The organism is Chryseobacterium sp. MDT2-18, from assembly GCF_030815285.1.
Classification (GTDB): Bacteria; Bacteroidota; Bacteroidia; order Flavobacteriales; family Weeksellaceae; genus Kaistella; species Kaistella salivictor.
Genome location: NZ_JAUSWQ010000010.1, coordinates 86,718 through 101,815, shown reverse-complemented (window position 1 = coordinate 101,815; position 15,098 = coordinate 86,718). Strand labels below are relative to the sequence as shown.

Here is a 15,098-nt window from a genome sequence, read left to right as displayed (position 1 = left end):
TTTATCTCTTGCTTATTTTGTTACCGGAAATCGTTCTTTGTCTGGTGCATCTAAACCGGTTGATCTCATTATTTCTTTTATACAAATGTTTCTGACTCGCTCCCGAATTCACCCGTTTGCGCCATAAATTAAATGAACTCCTTTTTAATTCTTTTCTCATCAAAGCGATGACGTCTTTTTCTGCCAACTCAAACTGATAGAAAATGGCTTCGAAAGGCGTTCGGTCTTCCCAGGCCATTTCGATAATCCGGTCGGTTTGCTGTTCAGTTAAAATCAATTTTTAATAAAATTTTTATAATTATTAATAAGAATATGATTGGCTTTGATGTCGTGCATTAAATTATAAAGTCCGAAAAAGGTACGGTTCATATAAATAAAATGTCTCGATCCGCGATTGGCATTTCTGCCTTTGATTTGGGTGTTTTTGGCATATTTCTGACCAAGATCTGCAATCGCTTGAAAGAATTTACCATCGGAGAAATCGAAATTTTCTTCCTGAAAAGGAGTAGTAAACAAATACAGCAATTCATAGAATATCTGCGTGAAAAATTCCTTTTCTTCAGCAGAATCGTCAGGTCTTATAATTTCCAGTTCCAGTAATTTCCGGTCAAAAAACTCTTTATTTTCTAAATTTTCCCGAATTGCCAGTTCAAAATAAGGAATATAAAAATCCTCAGGAATACCTTTCATACAGCCAAAATCAATAGCAATTAAAGTTCCTTCTTCAGAAACCAAAAAATTCCCCGGATGCGGATCCGCGTGTACTTTTCTCAACTGATGAATCTGAAACATATAAAAATCCCACAACGCCTGACCAACCTTATTCGCCAGTTTTGGGTCCTGATTGGCGGCACAGAAAGTCGAAAGATGGATTCCGTGCATCCAGTCCATCGTGATAATCCGGTCATTGGAATATTGCGGATAATAATCGGGGAAAGCCAGATTTGGCAAGGATTCACAACTTTTTCTGATTTCTAAACTTTGACTGATTTCTAAATTATAATCGGTTTCTTCCAGCAACTTATCTTCCACTTCTTTGAAATATTGATCGGAGTTTTTCCCTTTGATATTGAACATCTTCATCGCAATGGGTTTTACCATCGCCAAATCAGAGGAAATAGAGTCGGAAACTCCCGGATACTGAATCTTTACCGCCAGTTCTTTACCGTCTTTTTTAGCTTTATGAACCTGACCGATACTTGCAGCATTGGTGGAATTGGGCTCAAACTCATCGAAAAGCTCATTGGGCCTTTTTCCAAAATACGTTTTAAAGATCTTGGTCACCAAAGGCGCCGACAGTGGCGGAACCTGAAACTGGGATAAAGAAAATTTCTCCACGTAAGCTGCCGGTAAAATATTCTTTTCCATGCTCAACATTTGGGCAACTTTCAGCGCGCTTCCTTTCAATTCTTTTAAACTGTCATAAATATCCGTTGCGTTATTTTTATTGAGATTGTCTTTGGCTTCATCTTCCGTTTTGGTGATTTTTTCACCGTAGTATTTTAAATAATTCACGCCAACTTTAGCACCGGTGGAAATCAATTTACCGGCACGCTGGATTTTACTTGTTGGTATTTTATCTAAGGTTTTCATGAATTGTTTTTTATTTTTTCATTAAAGAGAAATTTTCCCAAATCGACTAATTTCTTCAAAGGTTTAATTTCAAAAAGTTCGAAACTGGTGTCCACTGATTTTTCAATAAAAATATCGGTTTTCTCGAAATTAGAACTCGTATCTTCTATCCAGAATTTCAGCGTGGTCAGAAAATGTCCCCAATATAATTCTTCGATGCCTTTGTTTTTGAACCGTTCTATTTTGGCCATATTTTCATTTTGACTTTCCATCAATGGATGCGAAATAGCTAATGATCTAATAAAGGACTGAAACTCTTTTTTCAGCGGCCACAATTTTTTCAGATGATCCAAATTATTTTTGTCTGAACCGATAAGGTAAATCACCAAACTTCTGTTCATCGTCAACTGTTCAAAAAAGGTATAATAAAAGGAGAGCATTTTTGTTTTGGCATCATCCCCTTCATAGTCTTCTTCTTTAGAAATAAGGAGGATACTTTGGTTCATAAAATATTTAAGATAATCTGCTTCGAGCTGGTCGAAATTAGCGTAAAAGAAATAAAATTGAGATTCATCGAGCTCATGTTCATCACAGAAAGTGAAAACATTCAATGGCTTTTTATTATTTCGAAGAACATATTTAGAATAAATATCTAAAATTTTTTCCTGAGTTACTTCTGTATTTTTCATATCTTGGTTTTAAATTAAAGCACAAATTTAGTAAAAATATTTTCTATTTATAAAATAAAAGTATATTTTTGTTCCATTATTAAAAGAGATGAAAAAAGTAATCATTATCGGATCCGGATTTTCCGCTATTGCTTCTGCCTGTTACATGGCTAAAGCAGGCTATTCTGTTCAGGTTTTAGAAAAAAACGAACAGTTAGGCGGCCGAGCTTCTATGCTGGAAATTGCTGGATTTAAATTTGACATGGGACCAAGTTGGTATTGGATGCCGGATATATTCGAACGGTTTTTTGCTGATTTCGGCAAAAATGTTTCTGATTATTATGAATTAAAGAAGTTATCTCCCGGTTACAGAGTTATTTTCGGGAAAGATGACTACATCGATATTTCTGATGAACCTGAAAAAATCATTGCTAAATTTGAAGAAGTAGAACCCGGAAGCGGAAAGCATTTGCGGAAATTCATGGAAGATTCCCGTAAAAATTACGAAATCGCGATGAAAGATTTGGTGTACAATCCCGGGAAATCTTTGTTAGAACTGGTCAGTTTAGAGACAGCCTCCAGATTAAATCTGTTTGTTCAAAACATTTCGCAGACGGTAAGAAAGAACATCAAAAATCCAAAACTTCAAAGTATTCTGGAATTTCCCGTTCTGTTTTTGGGAGCGAAACCACAGAATACGCCGGCGTTTTATAATTTTATGAATCACGCCGATTTTGGTTTGGGAACCTGGTATCCGAAAGGAGGCTTTAATGCAGTTGCTCTGGGAATGGTGAAGTTGGCAAAAGAATTAGGCGTTGAATTTCACCTTAATCAAAATGTAATAAAAATAGAAACTGAAAACAATGCGGCGACAAGCGTTGTAACCACTCACGGTTTCTTCGATACCGATCTGGTAATTTCCGGTGCGGATTATGCTCATACCGAGCAACTTTTAAATCCTAATCAAAAAAACTACAGCGACAAATATTGGCAAAAGAAAGTTTTTGCCCCATCGTCCTTTTTATATTATGTAGCGTTTGACAAAAAAGTTCCGGAACTGCAGCATCACAATTTATTCTTCGATACCGATTTCGGGCAGCATGCTGTTGATATTTATGATGAACCGAAATTGCCAAAAAAACCTTTGTTTTATGCCAATTTCTCGTCGAAAACGGATTTGGATTTATGTCCGGAAGGAAAAGAAGTGGGCTTTTTCTTAATTCCTGTAGCGGTAGATTTAGAGGATAGTCAGGATATTCATGACCGGTATTTCGAACTGATTATGGATCGGGTGGAAAAAAACATCGGTGTAGATTTGCGAAGTTCAGTACTGTTCAAAAAAAGTTTTGGGGTACAGGATTTCAAAGAGCGCTACAACTCCTGCCGTGGTAACGCGTACGGATTGGCCAACACCTTATTACAAACTTCTGTTTTACGGCCAAGCATCAGTAACAAAAAAATAAAGAATTTATTCTACACTGGTCAACTTACCGTTCCCGGACCGGGTGTTCCGCCCGCTTTAATCTCCGGAAAAGTAGTGACAGATTACATTCTTCAACATCAAAACAAAATATTCTAACGATGAATAATTTAGAAATTTTTAATTCGTTTTGTGGGCAATCTTCGAAGATGGTCACCGAAAAATACAGCACCTCGTTCTACAAGGCGTCTTCTCTTTTTCAACCGGAAATCCGCCAACATATCTATAACATTTACGGATTTGTAAGATTGGCAGATGAGATTGTGGATACTTTTCACGATTATGACAAAGTTAAATTAATGGCAGAATTTGAGAGAAATTATCATTCTGCAAAAGAAAACGGTATTTCCCTCAATCCAATTTTACATTCCTTCTGTTTAACGCAGCGTGAGAAAAATATTCCGCAGGATTTGGTTGATGCTTTTCTGCATTCAATGAAAATGGATTTGGGAGAAATTAAAGATCTGAATGATGAAAAATACAACGAATATATTTACGGTTCTGCCGAAGTCGTAGGGTTGATGTGTCTTAAAGTCTTTGTCAATGGCAATATTGAAGAATATGAAAAACTGAAACCTTATGCACAGAGTTTAGGAGCCGCTTTTCAAAAGATCAATTTCTTAAGGGATATCAGTGCTGACTTTCTTGATCTCAACCGGACTTATTTTCCCGGAGTCGATTTTAAAAATTTTTCAGAGAAAGATAAAATTGAAATTGAAAAAGATATCGCCAATGATTTCGAACACGCTAAAATTGGAATAAAAATGCTTCCAATTTCAAGCAGGTTAGCCGTTTTTATGGCCTACAAATATTACTTTAATTTGTTTAAGAAAATAAGAAGGACGAAACCAGAATTGCTTTTAACCAAAAGAATACGCGTTTCAAATGCCCGAAAAATGTACCTCTTTGGGGAAATGATTTTAAACAAAAATCTGAATCTGCTGTAATGAAAAAATTGAGCTTGCTTTTAATTTTATTGATTTCCAATATGATGTTTTCTCAAAATGTAAAAGAATTGCGAACTTTGCTGAAAACGGGTGAAAGTTCTGAAAAATCGGCAAAAATATTGATTGAAAAATCCAGCACTGCTTACCGGAATTCGAAAGAACCGGTTTACGGGGGATTTTTAGCCGTAGGGAAATTCTTTATGGCAAAACATGCCTTTAATCCGCTGAAAAAAATGTCTTACTTTAATGAGGGAAAGAAAACAATGGAACAGGCTTTAAAAGCAGATCCTAAAAATTTAGAAATCAGATTAATGCGTTTAATCACCCAGGAAAAAGCGCCTTCAATTTTAGGATATAATCAGCAGATTAAAGAAGACCGAAATTTTTTGGCGAAGGAATACAAAAACACAAATGATGAAGATTTGAAACTATACATCAAAGATTATTTAAAATTATAAAATGGAAATTATTGGATATATTCTGTTAACAATCGTAATTGTTATCGGCATGGAGGGAGTTACCTGGCTTACACACAAATACATCATGCACGGTTTGGGTTGGTACCTGCACGAAGATCATCATCAGCCCGGGTACCCTCACGTATTTGAAAAAAACGATGCTTTTTTTGTCGTTTTCGCAATTCCTAGTATTTTACTTTTTTACTTCGGAACGCGTGGCGAACTGAACTGGATGTTCTTCGTAGGCTTAGGAATTTTAATTTACGGAATGTGTTATTTTCTGGTTCATGATGTTTTAATTCACCGGAGATTCAAATGGTTCGACAAAACCAACAACTGGTATTTCCGTGGGTTGAGAAAAGCACATAAAATGCACCACAAACATTTGGGCAAAGAAGACGGCGAATGTTTCGGAATGCTTTTCGTGCCGCTCCATTATTTCAAAGAAGCCCGGTTATCAACTTTAAAAAAATAAATTTTGCAATCTTATTATTACTTACTTTTAGATGTTTTCAGTTTTTTAATTCCTTTCATCTACAGTTTTGAGAAGAAAAGAATGCATTTCATTCAGCACTGGAAAGCGTATTTCACCTCGATTGCGGTTGTGGGAATTTTCTTTATTTTATGGGACAGTTATTTTGCTTATCAAAATGTCTGGGCTTTTAATGACCAATATTTAATAGGTTTCAGGATTCTAAAATTGCCTATTGAAGAATGGTTGTTTTTCTTGCTGATTCCTTATGCCAGTATATTTATTCATTATTCTTTAAAATATTTCTTTCCCAATATTGAATTATCTGCAAAGGTGACGAAATGGATTACTTACCTTCTTTTCGCGGTCGGTTTATTGCTAACCGTTTTTAATTATGATAAAATGTACACCTTCGTTTGTATCGGGCTTTTTACATTATTAATGTTAGGACAGATTATTTTTCAATGGAAATATGCCCAAAGATTTTATCTGAGTTTCGTCATTATATTCATCCCTTTCTACTTTGTAAACTCGGCTTTAACAGGAAGTTATTCTGATTTGCCCGTCGTTTCTTATGACAACACTCAGAATCTGGGAATACGCATGGGAACGATTCCGGTGGAAGACAGTTTTTACTGTTTCGCACTGCTCTACTCGATTACGCTTTTGTTTGAATATTTAAAAACCAAGAAATTATTTAAATCCAGCCATGAAAATTAATTTAACCAAACAATCCGGAATTTACACGTTGACTTCCGAACAGATTTTACCGCTTTCACTTGATAAAGCTTGGAAATTCTTTACATTGCCAACGAATTTAGATAAAATCACGCCGAAAGAAATGGATTTTAGGATTACCAATAATCCACCAAACAAAACGTACAAAGGTCAAATTATCACTTATAAAATCGGTGTTTTACCATTTATAAAATCGAACTGGATTACAGAAATCACGCATTTGGAAGATCATCAGTTTTTTGTGGATGAACAAAGATTCGGTCCCTATGCGATGTGGCATCACGAACATCATTTTGAAGAAGCAGCAGACGGAAAAGTGAAAATGACCGACATCGTTAATTTCAAAATGCCCTTCGGGATTTTGGGAGATTTTCTGGCCGGAAAATTAGTGCGGGATAAAGTGAAATTTATCTTTGAAAGCCGTTTCAAAATTTTAGAAAAAACATTTGCATCATGAAAATCCTTCTTACAGGCGTTACCGGTTATATTGGCAAAAGGCTTCTGATTCAGTTGTTGGAAGAAGGCCATCATGTGGTATGTTCTGTAAGGGATAAAAACCGTTTCGGGCTTAAATTATTTAAAGAAAAACTCGGGCAAATTGAAGTGATTGAGAATGATTTTTTAGATGAATCTTCTTTAAATAATATTCCGAAAGATATAGAAGCAGCTTATTATTTAATTCATTCGATGTCTTCCAGCGAAGGTGATTTTCAGGAAAAGGAAAAAATTTCCGCAGAGAATTTTCGCCGTGCTTTAGAACAAACTTCGGTAAAACAGGTGATTTTCCTGACAGGAATTATTAATGAACAAAAACTTTCCAAACATCTTCAGTCCAGAAAAAATGTAGAAGAGGCGCTGAAAAGTTCCGTTTACAGTTTAACCAGTCTTCGGGCCGGGATTATCGTGGGTTCAGGAAGCGCCTCTTTTGAAATCATCAGAGATCTGGTTGAAAAATTACCGTTCATGATTACGCCGAAATGGCTCAATACCAAATGTCAGCCGATTGCGATAAGAAATGTGATGCAGTTTTTGGTAGGCGTTTTGGGAAAAGAATTTACCTATAATCAAAATTACGATATCGCCGGAACCGACATTCTCACTTACAAAGAAATGCTTTTGCAGTACGCAGAAATCCGCGGTTTGAAACGCTATATTTTCATCGTTCCGGTGATGACGCCGAAACTGTCTTCTTATTGGTTGTATTTCGTGACTTCGACGAGTTATTTTCTGGCAAAAAATTTAGTCGATTCGATGAAAATCGATGTGGTCGCGCACCAAAACAATTTGGCAGAGCAGTTAAACATTCATCTTTTTTCTTATCAGGAAGCAATCCGTCAGGCATTTGACAAAATCAAGCAGAATGATGTTTTGTCGAGTTGGTTTGATTCCTTCAGCAATCAGTTTCACAGCCGCCAAGTCTGGCAATATCTGGAAGTTCCGGACGAAGGTTGTTTTAAAGATATCCGCGAAATTAAAGTGGATGATGAAGCCGCAACTTTAGAACGGATTTTCAGTATCGGTGGGAAAACCGGTTGGTATTATGCAGATTTCCTTTGGCGGATCCGTGGATTTTTAGATAAACTTTTTGGAGGCGTTGGTTTAAGACGGGGCCGCAGAAACATCAATGATTTAGAAGCCGGAGATTCTGTAGATTTCTGGCGCGTTTTGTATGCTGACAGAGATAAAAAACGACTTTTGCTTTTTGCCGAAATGAAACTTCCGGGAGAAGCCTGGCTGGAATTTAAAATCAAAAACGGCGTTTTGCATCAAGAGGCCACTTTTCGTCCGCTCGGTTTATCGGGGAGATTGTACTGGTATTCGGTCTTGCCTTTTCACGGCTTGATCTTTAACGGAATGTTGAAAAAACTGGCAGGAAAATAAATTCATAGTCTTTCTTATTTTTAGCAACAAAAATTTGATTTCAAAAGACTGCAAAACGTACATAGAATTACGGTTTTACATGCGGTTTTTTGATAATCAGTTTACGAATTTCCGATTGTAGATATTTGCATGCTATGTGATTAAAAGAAAAGAAATAATTTTCTCCATTCAGAAGTATAAAAACTTGCCCCTTTGCTGCATCATATCATTTTAATTAAATAAAATTGAAAACTATTTTTACATTAAGTTCTTGAATATTTTGAATACAGCAAAGGCAAGAAATGAGATTACTCTCTTATTCATCATGTGTCATAGAATCGGTGGCAAAGATAAAACACCACTCCCGCAATCAACTTAACATATGTTAATTTGCAGCTATTTTACTCCTTTCTGCACGAATCCTTGAAAGATGCACCGCAGAAATATTAAACCAGGATGCAATATGTTTCAAAGGCACCACATCTAAATATTTCGTGAAAAAACTTTCCACATGTTCATAATTAGAACTGGCATTATTGAAGTGAATGGTGGTTGTAATTTTGAATAAATTGAGAAAATGATCCTCCATAATTGCGATACCTACCAACGCCCATTCGTGATAGGTCATATAAAGATTAAATAAAACCTCCCTGTCAATCGAATAAACAAGAGAATCTTCATAAAGATGAATATTGCATTTACTTGCTGACTGTAAGGTAAAACTTTCATAATCTGTCATAAAACTCATTTCCGGCTCTAACCAAAGTGTTTTCTCCTCACCATCTTCTCCCAGAAAATAGCACCGGGAAATCGATTTTTCGACAAAAAAGATCTTTTTACAGACTTCGCCTGTTTTCACAATATCTTCGTCTGCCTTGCAGTCCGTTATTTGAAATTGATTTAAACCCGAATTCAAAACCTCTAGATTGAAATCGGGTTTATAGGATAATATTTTCTCGCTCAGTTTCTGCCTGAATCCAGTACTTTCCATTATATTCATTTTTATTCAACTCCAACCGAATCATCACCGCGGCCATCCGCCACAGCAACCGCATTTCCATTTCCGTCGATAACGATCATTTCTGTTCTTCCGATTTGTGAAACCCTTTCTATTTTATAATTCATTTTTTCTAAATCTGAGATCGTTGTTTCAGGAAAATTATTTTCTACCATAACGGTTTCCGGAAGCCACTGATGATGAAATTTCGGGGTATTGACGGTCATATTCGGGCTCAGTTTAAAATTGATCACATTCACAATCGATTGGTAAACCGAAGTTGGAATCGTCGTTCCACCAGGAGTTCCCACGATGATATACGGTTTTCCATTTTTCAAAACGATGGTTGGCGTCATCGAACTCAACATTCTTTTTCCCGGCTGAATGGAGTTAGCTTCACCACCAACAGCACCAAACATATTCGGAACGCCTGGTTTTACGGAGAAATCATCCATTTCGTTGTTCAGGAAAAAACCGGCACCGGAAACGACCACTTTGCTTCCGTACAACCCGTTTAACGTTGTTGTAACCGCAACAGCATTTCCCTCTTTATCAGCGATGGAGATGTGCGTTGTTTCTGTAGATTCTTTCGGTTGTGGAATAATTTTCCCGACTTCTGAACTTGGCGTCGCTGCATTTTTATTAAAAGATTTCCAGCGGTTTTTTAAATAATCGTCAGAAATCAACATTTCGGTTTTGTCTTTGATAAATCCGGGATCTCCCATATATTCAGCTCTGTCCGCGAAAGCACGGCGCTCAGCTTCCACCATAATTTGCACGGCCGGCGTAGAGTTCTGTTGGTACTTTTCGATATTTTCAAAACTGCTCATTTTCAGCATTTGAGCTAAAAGAATTCCGCCGCTTGAAGGCAAAGGCATGGATACGATTTCGTTTCCTTTATAATTAAAAGTGAGGGGTTTTCTTTCCACTACTTTATAATTTTTAAGATCATTTAAAGTAATAATTCCGTTTCCGCGTTTCATTTCATCAATAATGAGTTGAGCGGTTTTCCCTTCATAGAAGGCTTTTGCACCGTCTTTCTGAATCAGTTTTAAAGTTGCAGCCAATTCTTTTTGAATGAGAATATCACCCTGTTTCCAAGGTGTTGATTTTTGAAAAACGGTTTTATTTTTATTATGCTGGTTGAAGAATTCCATTTGATTATTGAGCAAGTCGGCTTCTTTCTCTGTGATTGCAAAACCTTTCTCCGCTAAATCGATTGCGGGCTGAATCAGTTTTTGCATCGGCAATTTGCCATACTTCAAGGTCGCATAAAATCCGGCAATAGAACCCGGAATCCCGACTGCCAATCTTCCATTTTGGGACAGATCGGTATTGGCATTTCCTTTTTTATCAAGATACATATCTCTGAATGATTTCTCCGGTGCGGTTTCTCGGAAATCGATGGTGAATTTTTCGCCGTTATTTTTTACGCCGACTAAAAAACCACCGCCACCGATATTTCCAGCTTGCGGATAAACGACCGCTAAAGCATATTGTGTTGCAATGACCGCATCGTAGGCATTTCCGCCCAATTTCATGATTTTCGCTCCAGCTTCACTGGCTAACGGATGCGCAGAAACGACCAAACCTTTTTCTTTGGTGTGAATTTCTTTTACAATATTAATGTCGGTGAATTGCGCAAAAGCAAATTGGGAAATAACAACGAATGATAACACCAGTTTTTTCATGACTAAAAAATTTATCAAAAATAACGAAAATGGATGGATTGGCGAAGATTTTCCTTTGGAATCCTCATTTATGACCCGACTTTATTATACAGTTTATATTTTTTTATTTAAATCTCCGAACGACTTTGCTAGGTTTGAGTGGAATACTTTTTATGGAACGAAGCGGAAAAAAAAACCGGCAATACTTCGACAGGCTCCGCGTAAATTTCAGCCGGAAACAGCCGTCCAAAAAATTATTTTACTCATCCTATTCCTTATGCTATCCGATTTTGCTAAATTTGTGCGAAATCTAAACTTTAAATATGGAATCCTACACGGAAAAAATACTTATCACCGGTGCTCTGGGACAAATCGGCACCGAACTTACGAATAAATTAGTTGAAATTCACGGCGCGGAAAATGTGGTGGCTTCCGGACTCGACCGTTGGGATAAAAACCTGACTTCCGCGGGATTCTATGAGAGGATGGATGTGACCAATACGCAATTGGTAAGACAGGTTATTAAAGATTATGAAATCACTACCGTATATCATCTGGCGTCTTTGCTGTCGGGAACTTCTGAGAAACAGCCGCTTTTTGCCTGGAAACTGAATATCGAACCTTTGCTTCAGTTCTGTGAAATGGCGAAGGAAGGTTTGCTTAAGAAGATTTTCTGGCCGAGTTCTATTGCCGTTTTCGGTACAGGAATCCCGAAAGAAAATGTTAGGCAGGAAGTAGTTTTGAATCCGACAACTGTGTATGGAATTTCGAAAATGGCGGGTGAAAAATGGTGCGAATATTACCATAATAAATTCGCTGTTGATGTAAGAAGCATTCGTTATCCCGGTTTGATTTCCTGGAAAACTCCAGCTGGTGGCGGAACAACGGATTACGCAGTAGAAATTTTTTATGAAGCCGTAGAACAGGGAAAATACACGAGTTTTATTTCTGAAAACACAGGAATGCCGATGCTGTATATGAATGACGCAATTAAGGCAACGCTTGATTTAATGAATGCTCCGAAAGAAAACCTGACCGTTCATACCGCGTACAATTTAGGAGGAATGTCTTTCACGCCAAAAGAACTGGCGGAAGAAATCAAGAAAGAAATGCCGGATTTCACGATTGATTACCAACCGGATTTCCGTCAGCAAATCGCGGATTCCTGGCCGGCTTCCATCGATGATTCGGTGGCGAAAAAAGACTGGGGACTTTCCTACGATTACGGCATCAGCGAAATGACGAAAGATATGCTGGAAAACCTGAAAGTGAAGTTGGCGAAAAACTAAGAGTTGCTTTTTCTCCTTTCTAAAGGAAGAAAACTTTCTATTATATTATATCTGCAAAATCAAAGGAATTTCTCCCGATGATTTTGCAGATTTTTTTATACTTTCACCAAAGCAATACGGTAACGAAATGATTTTATTAACTTTTAACATAATTAATCCTGATCGTAAATTTAAAAATGTCGGTGGATTGAGCAGTGATGAGCTTTTAGAAATTACCATTCAAAATACGAAAGCGCTTCTGCGAAGTCTGGAAAGGAGAGAAATCCGCGCAACATTTTTCATTGAAATATCAATTATTCCTCAGCTCGAAACATTGATTAAAAAAATAATCAATGAAGGTCATGAAATTTCTTTTTATTATTTCGATACCGGTTTAGAGGAAATTGAACGCATTAAGAAAAACACGGAAGAACTTATTGAAAAGCAAATCCGCGGAATTCGGATGAAGGAAAATGCTTTTGATTTGAATGAAATTCTACATTTGCGGTTCACTTACGTTTCCCTAATCGAAGAAACCACTTTTGCATTTCCTTTTAAAAGATTGGAGAGGAAAACACCGATTATCGAAAAGAATGGGCTGAGTATTCTGTACGAAAGCATTTCCAGATATTCTCAAATCCCTTACAATGATTTTATTTTTCAAATATTGCCACTTTCCTACTATGAAAAGATGGTGGTAGAAACCATTAAAAAAGATGACTTTGTTTTGTTTTACCTTAATTCCTGGCAGTTTACGGATTTTGATAAAGATATCTTTGAAATTTCATTTTATAAAAAATATAATTCGGGACAAAAGTTACAGGACAAATTAGAAGCATTTTTAATCTGGATGAATGAAGCTGAACTCGCCCACGCAAGAATGAAAGATTTTGCATTTTAAACTTCGTAATCTGGAAATTAAAAAAAATTCTGAGTTTAAAAAAACATATTATTGGGTTCAAAAAATACCATGATTTAGTCAATTTGAACCATTTAAAAATTATATTTTTGCATCATGCGAAGTCTTTTCATACTTATTCGCCGCTCCATTAAATGGTCTTTTGACAATATTCACAATGAAAAGCTGAAGCATAATCTCTTACAGGCTATTCCGTTTTGGATCGGATCCTTTATTACTGGCGTTTTCGCAGTTTTCTACGCTCAACTTTTTCAATGGGGAGAAAATCTGATGCATGCGATGATGCGGTGGCACAGTTGGCTTATTTTCATCACCGCTCCCATTGCATTTGTGCTGTCGTGGTGGCTCGTCAAAAAATTTGCCCCGTACGCCAAGGGAAGCGGGATACCACAAGTAATGGCAGCTGTAGAATTAGCCAATCCAAGGGAACACTATAAAATATCCCGGTTACTGAGTATAAAAATCATTTTATTCAAGGTTCTTTCATCAATTATTTTGGTTATTGGTGGGGGTGCTGTGGGTCGGGAAGGTCCCACCATACAGATCGCAGGATCAGTTTTTAGAAAAGTGAACGAATATCTGCCAGAATGGTGGCCCAAGATTTCAAAGAAAAACATGATTATGACCGGCGCAGCTGCCGGACTTTCTGCCGCCTTCAATACACCGCTTGGCGGGATTGTTTTCGCGGTCGAAGAACTTTCGAAAACGCATATTAATTACTTTAAAACCGCATTATTTACCGCGGTCATCATTGCCGGCTTAACCGCCCAGACTTTTGCAGGATCGTATTTGTATTTAGGATATCCAAAAACCAGCAATATCAGCATGATGATTATTTTTCCTGTGATTTTGACCTCTGCTGTTTCCGGAATTTTCGCCAGCCAGTTATCGCGCATCATGCTCGGCATCAGTGCCTGGAAAAAAAGATTGAAAACCGACCTGTCCAATATTATTTTTTTAGTAATTTGTGCTTTAATCATTGCCTCGCTGGCCTATTTCATCAATGAAGAAATATTAGGTTCGGGAAAAGGAATTATGCAAAGGGTGCTTTTCACTGCCGATAAAAACGAAGATTGGTACATGCCCTTGTTCAGAATGCTCGGTCCCGCTTTATCATTCACCTCAGGTGGAGCAGGCGGAATTTTTGCGCCTGCCCTGTCTGCCGGAGCAAGCATAGGTTCGGTTATCGCCGGCTGGATCAGTCTCACAGCAGATGAAACCAACGTAGTTATTTTAACCGGAATGGTTGCCTTTCTTACCGGAATTACCCGCGCACCTTTTACCTCTTCGATTATTGTTCTCGAAATGACCGACCGCCACAGTTTAATTTTTTATCTGATGCTGGCTGGCATGGTTTCTTCGCTCATCTCGGTCTTAGTGAGCAGGCATTCATTATATGATCAATTAAAAATGATCTATCTGGAGGAATTAAGGAAATAATAAGGAGCTACAAAGCCGGGTATTTTTACCTGTTCAGTCCGGCTCTCCACTGTATCTTTTTTTCGTCGTTCCTCCTCAAAAAAGGATGCCGTTTCGATCCGGGCTAAGATAAAAACCAGTTTATATTTCGAATATTTCCGGAATTACTTCCAAAAACAGCTTTAGTGCGTTCATTTTCTTGCATGTTACAAAAAGAAGTTATATTTTTGCACCTCGAAATAATTAACAAAATTAATTAACATTATGAACAATTACGAAACTGTTTTCATTTTAACTCCCGTTCTATCTGACGCACAGGTGGAGGAAGCAGTGAAAAAATTTGAAGACTTATTGACTTCACACAATTGCGAAATCGTTGCCAAAGAAAAATGGGGACTGAAAAAATTAGCCTATCCAATTCAATTAAAAAAGAATGGATTCTACACTTTGATCGAATTCAAAGGTGAAGGTAATGTAGTAGCAGATCTGGAACTTGCTTTCAAACGTGATGAGAGAATCATCCGTTACCTGACTACAAAACTTGACAAACATGCGATCGAGTATGCAGTAACAAGAAGAGCGAAAGTGAAAACTGCGAAAGCTTAATTTTAACCCTTAAAAAAGAAAAGA

Annotated in this window: 16 protein-coding genes; 11 read left to right on the top strand and 5 right to left on the bottom strand. The window is 37.2% G+C overall.

The features are described 5' to 3' along the window. Window position 1: 1 nt before the first annotated feature. Genes QF004_RS11000 through QF004_RS10990 form a run of 3 tightly spaced genes read right to left on the bottom strand, consistent with a single transcriptional unit; the run spans window position 2 to window position 2,261 of the window. Window positions 2-277: a TIGR03643 family protein gene (locus tag QF004_RS11000; RefSeq protein ID WP_307426203.1), complete on the bottom strand. Its 276-nt coding sequence runs from the start codon at window positions 275-277 to the stop codon at window positions 2-4. Continuing rightward, window positions 274-1,593: an AarF/ABC1/UbiB kinase family protein gene (locus QF004_RS10995; protein ID WP_307426201.1), complete on the bottom strand. Its 1,320-nt coding sequence runs from the start codon at window positions 1,591-1,593 to the stop codon at window positions 274-276. The genes QF004_RS11000 and QF004_RS10995 overlap by 4 nt, the downstream gene beginning before the upstream one ends. Further along, window positions 1,590-2,261 (bottom strand): TetR family transcriptional regulator C-terminal domain-containing protein, encoded by a 672-nt coding sequence (locus QF004_RS10990; protein WP_307426197.1) that lies wholly within the window; start codon window positions 2,259-2,261, stop codon window positions 1,590-1,592. Before QF004_RS10990 ends, QF004_RS10995 begins: the two co-directional genes overlap by 4 nt. Window positions 2,262-2,349: 88 nt before the next feature. On the opposite strand from QF004_RS10990, the gene QF004_RS10985 reads away from it, so the two are divergent. From QF004_RS10985 to QF004_RS10955, 7 genes are read left to right on the top strand one after another with little or no spacing between them, the layout of a single operon-like run. Then, the gene (locus QF004_RS10985; RefSeq protein WP_133440273.1) at window positions 2,350-3,819 is read left to right on the top strand and encodes an NAD(P)/FAD-dependent oxidoreductase; all 1,470 of its coding nucleotides are present in this window, start codon (window positions 2,350-2,352) and stop codon (window positions 3,817-3,819) included. Window positions 3,820-3,821: 2 nt separating this feature from the next. Next, window positions 3,822-4,667, top strand: a complete 846-nt coding sequence (locus QF004_RS10980; protein WP_307426195.1) for a phytoene/squalene synthase family protein — start codon at window positions 3,822-3,824, stop codon at window positions 4,665-4,667. Beyond that, window positions 4,667-5,125, top strand: a complete 459-nt coding sequence (locus QF004_RS10975) for a hypothetical protein (RefSeq protein ID WP_307426192.1) — start codon at window positions 4,667-4,669, stop codon at window positions 5,123-5,125. The genes QF004_RS10980 and QF004_RS10975 overlap by 1 nt, the downstream gene beginning before the upstream one ends. A gap of 1 nt (window position 5,126) precedes the next feature. Further along, window positions 5,127-5,600, top strand: coding sequence for a sterol desaturase family protein (locus tag QF004_RS10970; RefSeq protein ID WP_133440270.1), 474 nt, complete (start codon window positions 5,127-5,129; stop codon window positions 5,598-5,600). Window positions 5,601-5,603: 3 nt separating this feature from the next. Continuing rightward, on the top strand, window positions 5,604-6,317 hold the full coding sequence (locus QF004_RS10965; protein ID WP_307426187.1) for a lycopene cyclase domain-containing protein: 714 nt from the start codon (window positions 5,604-5,606) through the stop codon (window positions 6,315-6,317). Beyond that, a complete protein-coding gene (locus QF004_RS10960; RefSeq protein WP_133440268.1) occupies window positions 6,307-6,792 on the top strand; it encodes an SRPBCC family protein in 486 nt (161 codons plus the stop codon). Before QF004_RS10965 ends, QF004_RS10960 begins: the two co-directional genes overlap by 11 nt. Next, window positions 6,789-8,216 carry an SDR family oxidoreductase gene (locus QF004_RS10955; protein WP_307426183.1) on the top strand — a complete coding sequence of 476 codons (1,428 nt, stop codon included), beginning with the start codon at window positions 6,789-6,791 and terminating at the stop codon, window positions 8,214-8,216. Before QF004_RS10960 ends, QF004_RS10955 begins: the two co-directional genes overlap by 4 nt. 364 nt (window positions 8,217-8,580) lie before the next feature. Here the strand turns inward: QF004_RS10955 and QF004_RS10950 are convergent, their stop codons facing one another. Continuing rightward, entirely contained in the window at window positions 8,581-9,186 is a 606-nt protein-coding gene (locus QF004_RS10950) for a Crp/Fnr family transcriptional regulator (RefSeq protein WP_133440266.1), read from the bottom strand. An 11-nt stretch (window positions 9,187-9,197) separates the two neighbouring features. Continuing rightward, entirely contained in the window at window positions 9,198-10,883 is a 1,686-nt protein-coding gene (gene ggt / locus QF004_RS10945) for a gamma-glutamyltransferase (RefSeq protein WP_133440265.1), read from the bottom strand. A gap of 302 nt (window positions 10,884-11,185) precedes the next feature. On the opposite strand from ggt, the gene QF004_RS10940 reads away from it, so the two are divergent. The 4 genes from QF004_RS10940 to rpsF all read left to right on the top strand — a co-directional run bounded on the left by QF004_RS10940 (window position 11,186) and on the right by rpsF (window position 15,074). Further along, on the top strand, window positions 11,186-12,151 hold the full coding sequence (locus QF004_RS10940) for an NAD-dependent epimerase/dehydratase family protein (RefSeq protein ID WP_307426175.1): 966 nt from the start codon (window positions 11,186-11,188) through the stop codon (window positions 12,149-12,151). Between the two features lie 127 nt (window positions 12,152-12,278). Then, window positions 12,279-13,031, top strand: a complete 753-nt coding sequence (locus QF004_RS10935; RefSeq protein ID WP_307426172.1) for a polysaccharide deacetylase — start codon at window positions 12,279-12,281, stop codon at window positions 13,029-13,031. A gap of 114 nt (window positions 13,032-13,145) precedes the next feature. Further along, window positions 13,146-14,489 (top strand): chloride channel protein, encoded by a 1,344-nt coding sequence (locus QF004_RS10930; RefSeq protein WP_307426169.1) that lies wholly within the window; start codon window positions 13,146-13,148, stop codon window positions 14,487-14,489. Window positions 14,490-14,732: 243 nt separating this feature from the next. Then, complete coding sequence (gene rpsF, locus QF004_RS10925) at window positions 14,733-15,074, top strand: 30S ribosomal protein S6 (RefSeq protein WP_307426168.1); 342 nt, start codon at window positions 14,733-14,735, stop codon at window positions 15,072-15,074. The last annotated feature ends 24 nt before the right edge of the window (window positions 15,075-15,098 follow it).

Excerpts from the sequence above, each read along its gene's own strand:
- QF004_RS10940 (WP_307426175.1), top strand. The coding sequence starts at position 11,186 with ATGGAATCCTACACGGAAAAAATACTTATCACCGGTGCTCTGGGACAA.
- QF004_RS10980 (WP_307426195.1), top strand. The coding sequence starts at position 3,822 with ATGAATAATTTAGAAATTTTTAATTCGTTTTGTGGGCAATCTTCGAAG.
- QF004_RS10930 (WP_307426169.1), top strand. The coding sequence starts at position 13,146 with ATGCGAAGTCTTTTCATACTTATTCGCCGCTCCATTAAATGGTCTTTT.
- QF004_RS10975 (WP_307426192.1), top strand. The coding sequence starts at position 4,667 with ATGAAAAAATTGAGCTTGCTTTTAATTTTATTGATTTCCAATATGATG.
- QF004_RS10990 (WP_307426197.1), bottom strand. The coding sequence starts at position 2,261 with ATGAAAAATACAGAAGTAACTCAGGAAAAAATTTTAGATATTTATTCT.
- QF004_RS10955 (WP_307426183.1), top strand. The coding sequence starts at position 6,789 with ATGAAAATCCTTCTTACAGGCGTTACCGGTTATATTGGCAAAAGGCTT.
- QF004_RS10960 (WP_133440268.1), top strand. The coding sequence starts at position 6,307 with ATGAAAATTAATTTAACCAAACAATCCGGAATTTACACGTTGACTTCC.
- QF004_RS10935 (WP_307426172.1), top strand. The coding sequence starts at position 12,279 with ATGATTTTATTAACTTTTAACATAATTAATCCTGATCGTAAATTTAAA.
- QF004_RS10995 (WP_307426201.1), bottom strand. The coding sequence starts at position 1,593 with ATGAAAACCTTAGATAAAATACCAACAAGTAAAATCCAGCGTGCCGGT.
- ggt (WP_133440265.1), bottom strand. The coding sequence starts at position 10,883 with ATGAAAAAACTGGTGTTATCATTCGTTGTTATTTCCCAATTTGCTTTT.
- rpsF (WP_307426168.1), top strand. The coding sequence starts at position 14,733 with ATGAACAATTACGAAACTGTTTTCATTTTAACTCCCGTTCTATCTGAC.
- QF004_RS10950 (WP_133440266.1), bottom strand. The coding sequence starts at position 9,186 with ATGGAAAGTACTGGATTCAGGCAGAAACTGAGCGAGAAAATATTATCC.
- QF004_RS10985 (WP_133440273.1), top strand. The coding sequence starts at position 2,350 with ATGAAAAAAGTAATCATTATCGGATCCGGATTTTCCGCTATTGCTTCT.
- QF004_RS10970 (WP_133440270.1), top strand. The coding sequence starts at position 5,127 with ATGGAAATTATTGGATATATTCTGTTAACAATCGTAATTGTTATCGGC.